Consider the following 3,521-nt stretch of genomic DNA (forward strand, 5'->3'; position numbering starts at 1 on the left):
ACGGTAGGGTGACCGTCGTGGCATCCGGCTTGCTCGCGCGCATCGTCTCGTTCCTCTTCGGCCGCCCGGCGAGCCCGGCGAGTACGGCACCGCCCATCGCGCCCGGGATCGAACCCGGCCGCACGGGCACGACCGCGACCGTCGCGATGGCTCCGCCGGGCCGCAAAGACCTGCGCATCACCTACGCACCGTCACGCGACGGCGATCCGGATGGCGGGGAGATCATCTGGACCTGGGTGCCGTACGCCGAGAACGACGGACGCGGCAAGGACCGTCCCGTGCTGGTCATCGGCCGCCGGGATGCGACGTCGGTGTACGCGATCAAGCTCACCAGCAAGCCCAAAGACCGCAACCGCGACTTCATCCTGCTCGGCACGGGGCCGTGGGACCAGCAGGGGCGACCGTCCTGGCTCGACGTCGACCAGCTCTACGTGGTCCATCACGACGGCATGCGCCGCGAAGCGGCCGCGCTCGACGCGGACAGGTTCGCCCGTGTCGCCCAGGTGCTGCACAAGAGGTACGGCTGGGCCGTGGGGGAGTGACCCCGGAAACGAAAAAGGCCCCGGGTGGACCGGGGCCTTGGCGGTGGGCGATACCAGACTCGAACTGATGACCTCTTCCGTGTGAAGGAAGCGCGCTACCAACTGCGCCAATCGCCCGAAGCTCCGCGGAGCAACAGGTTCGATACTATACGAACTCCGGGGGGCTTCTTGACCACGGGCGGGGTCCACGCGTGTGACACGCGCGGGCTGCGCTCGTTTTTGCACTTGCGGGAACGTCGGGTAAAGTCGATGGAGTCGCCGGGGCAGCCCGGAAGACACGCGGATGTAGCGCAGTTGGTAGCGCATCACCTTGCCAAGGTGAGGGTCGCGAGTTCGAGTCTCGTCATCCGCTCGAGTGCGGGGATCTCCTTCGGGGGATCACGCCGTGGTCGAACCACACACGGTGGCGTGGCCGAGCGGCTAGGCACCGGCCTGCAAAGCCGTTTACACGGGTTCGAATCCCGTCGCCACCTCCACTCCCGGTGCATGCCGGACAAATGAAGAGCCTGTACAGGCGCGATTGGCGCAGCGGTAGCGCGCTTCCCTGACACGGAAGAGGTCACTGGTTCGATCCCAGTATCGCGCACAGACGAAACCCCCGATCATTCGGGGGTTTTTCTTGTTTCCGGATGATGCCCGCCGGCGTCCCCGGCAGCACACGCCGGCTCGGATGGGATTCCCACGAGTCGCACCCGGGCTGCACAAGGCGGGTGACTAGCGTTCTGGACACCGCCACGCACCGTACCGGTCGCCCCCATGGCGGGTCGGCGCGAGTGCCGATGTCGGGTCGATCGGTCGCACGGCGAGGAAAGCGACCTGATGAGACCCGAGACACGAACGACAGCGACGCGGCTCGCAGCACTCGACGGACTGCGGGGGATCGCCTGCCTGGTCGTGCTGGCCCATCATTCACTGCTGAGCATTCCGGTGTTCGCCGACGCGTACTACCACGGCGCGGATTCGCGTGCGTCGCAGACCGTGGCGGAGTACCTGCTCACGTGGTCCCCGCTGCACCTCGTGTGGGAGGGGACCGGCGCGGTCTGGACCTTCTTCGTGCTGAGCGGCTTCGTGCTGACGCGGCAGGCGCTCGACTCGCCGCGGTTCACGTGGCGTGCGTACTACCCGCAGCGGATCATCCGGCTCTACATTCCGGTCGTCGCCGCGGTGGGGCTCGCCGTGGCGCTGGTGACGCTCTTCGGCGACGCGGATCATGGTGCCGCGTCGAGCGAATGGATCGCGCGCCGCGCGGACGCGATGAATCGGAGGGGTGTGCTGCACGACCTGACCCTGATGCTCGGCGCCGGCGCCGGGATCTCGCCGTTGTGGTCCCTGCAGTGGGAGGTGTGGTTCTCGCTGCTCCTGCCCCTGTTCGTGTTCGCCGTGCGTGCGCGCGGCGGCGCAACGGCCTGGCTCGCCCTCGCCTCGGCCCCGCTCGCCGCCTACGCGATCCTCGCGCTCGGCGGCGGTACGTACCTCGCCGTCTTCCTCGTCGGCGCGGTGCTCGCCGGCATCCGCGGCCACGCCGGTCGGCCGGCGTCCGTGATCGGCACGAGCCGGGGTGCCGTGCGTGCTCTGACGGCCGCGGCGGTGCTGTGGGTGGTCGTGATGCTGCCGGCGCGATGGACCCTGTGGGCGTGGCGACTGCCGGGCATCGTCACCATGGCCCTCTCGGTGTCCGCTGCCATGGTCGTCGTGCTCCTCGCGATGCACTGGGGACCTGCGCAGCGGGTGCTCACCCATCGGACCCTGCTGTGGGCAGGGGCGGTCTCGTTCAGCTTGTACCTCGTGCACGAGCCCATCCTGGTGGCGTCCGTGAAGCTGTTCGGGGACCGGACGTTCTGGCTCGCCCTGCCGATCGCCGCCGTCGTCGCGCTGGCGACGGCCGAGCTGTTCCGTCGCGGCATCGAGACGCCCGCGGCCTCGCTCGCCCGCCGGGTGGGCCGGGGCGTCGCGGCCTGCCATCCGATCCAGCGCCGGCGCGAGGCCGCGGAGACATCGCGACAGCAGCGCTCCAGTACGGTCGGCGCTGCCGGTCGGGTAGCGCCGCGAGTGCGGGAGGTTCCGCGCCCGCGAGGGGCCGAATAGGCTCGGGGCATGGCCAAGCTCGTGCTCACGGCGGTCGGCGACGACCGCGCCGGACTCGTTCGATCCCTCGCCGACATCGTCAGTGCGCGGGGCGGGAACTGGGAGACCAGCGAACTCGCCGAACTCGCCGGGGTGTTCGCCGGCGTGATCCTCGTGTCGGTTCCGGATGACGCGGTCGACGCGCTGCGCGCCGACCTCGCCGGGCTCGCCGGACTGCTGCAGGTGACCCCGCACGTGGGCAGCGACGAACCGGCGCCGATCGGGGCTCAGATCGAGTTCAGCGTGCTCGGCAACGACCACCCCGGCATCGTGCGCGACATCAGCGAGACCCTCGCGCGGCACCATTTCAGCATCGACCACCTGACGAGCCGCACGCTCGAGGCACCGATGGCCGGCGGCACGCTGTTCGAGGCGACCGTCCGGGCGCGTCCGCTGGAAGGCTCCGACCTCGACGCCGTCGTCGTCGACCTCGAGCGCCTCGCCGGCGAGATCCAGGTGGACCTCACGGTCGCGTGAGCGGATCCGACCCCCGTGCGTCGAGGGCGTCCGACCCGACCGCGTTGGTGCGCGGCATCCGCGTCGCGCTCGCAGCGACCGCCGACCCCCGGCGCGCGCCCGCCCAGCAGGCGTACATGAAATCGGCGATGCCGTTCCTGGGCGTGAGCGTGCCCGATGTCCGCCGGATCACCCGGGCCGTCGCGACGGGAGAGAAGGATGCCGCCGCCCTCCGGGCGGCGGCCGGCACCCTGTGGGACGAGGCCACGCATCGCGAGCACCGCTACGCCGCGATGCAGCTGCTCGCCCTGCGGCCGAACCGCGGCGAGCCTCGGCTCGTTCCGCTCGTGGAGCACATGGTCCGCACCGGACGCTGGTGGGACATCACCGACGAGCTTG

General features: G+C 70.3%; 4 protein-coding genes and 4 tRNA genes. 7 read left to right on the forward strand and 1 reads right to left on the reverse strand.

Annotated features, from left to right (window positions below; translation table 11 throughout):
* Positions 1–542 (forward strand): type II toxin-antitoxin system PemK/MazF family toxin (locus VJR25_RS13370; protein ID WP_414683789.1); only part of this gene is annotated, 542 nt, incomplete at its 5' end.
* Between the two features lie 44 nt (positions 543–586).
* Here the strand turns inward: VJR25_RS13370 and VJR25_RS13375 are convergent.
* Positions 587–659 (reverse strand) — tRNA-Val (locus VJR25_RS13375).
* Between the two features lie 162 nt (positions 660–821).
* Here VJR25_RS13375 and VJR25_RS13380 point away from each other — a divergent pair.
* The 6 genes from VJR25_RS13380 to VJR25_RS13405 all read left to right on the forward strand — a co-directional run.
* Positions 822–894: transfer RNA gene (locus VJR25_RS13380), tRNA-Gly, on the forward strand.
* Positions 895–944: 50 nt separating this feature from the next.
* Positions 945–1,018, forward strand: a tRNA-Cys gene (locus VJR25_RS13385).
* A gap of 38 nt (positions 1,019–1,056) precedes the next feature.
* Positions 1,057–1,128 (forward strand) — tRNA-Val (locus VJR25_RS13390).
* A 233-nt stretch (positions 1,129–1,361) separates the two neighbouring features.
* Complete coding sequence (locus tag VJR25_RS13395) at positions 1,362–2,627, forward strand: acyltransferase (protein WP_324115815.1); 1,266 nt, start codon at positions 1,362–1,364, stop codon at positions 2,625–2,627.
* Positions 2,628–2,636: 9 nt separating this feature from the next.
* On the forward strand, positions 2,637–3,143 hold the full coding sequence (locus VJR25_RS13400) for a glycine cleavage system protein R (protein WP_324115817.1): 507 nt from the start codon (positions 2,637–2,639) through the stop codon (positions 3,141–3,143).
* Positions 3,140–3,521: DNA alkylation repair protein (locus VJR25_RS13405; RefSeq protein WP_324115819.1), on the forward strand; the 382-nt coding region annotated here is incomplete at its 3' end. The genes VJR25_RS13400 and VJR25_RS13405, both read left to right, overlap by 4 nt.

This window comes from Microbacterium sp. (assembly GCF_035277845.1).
Classification (GTDB): domain Bacteria; phylum Actinomycetota; class Actinomycetes; order Actinomycetales; family Microbacteriaceae; genus Microbacterium.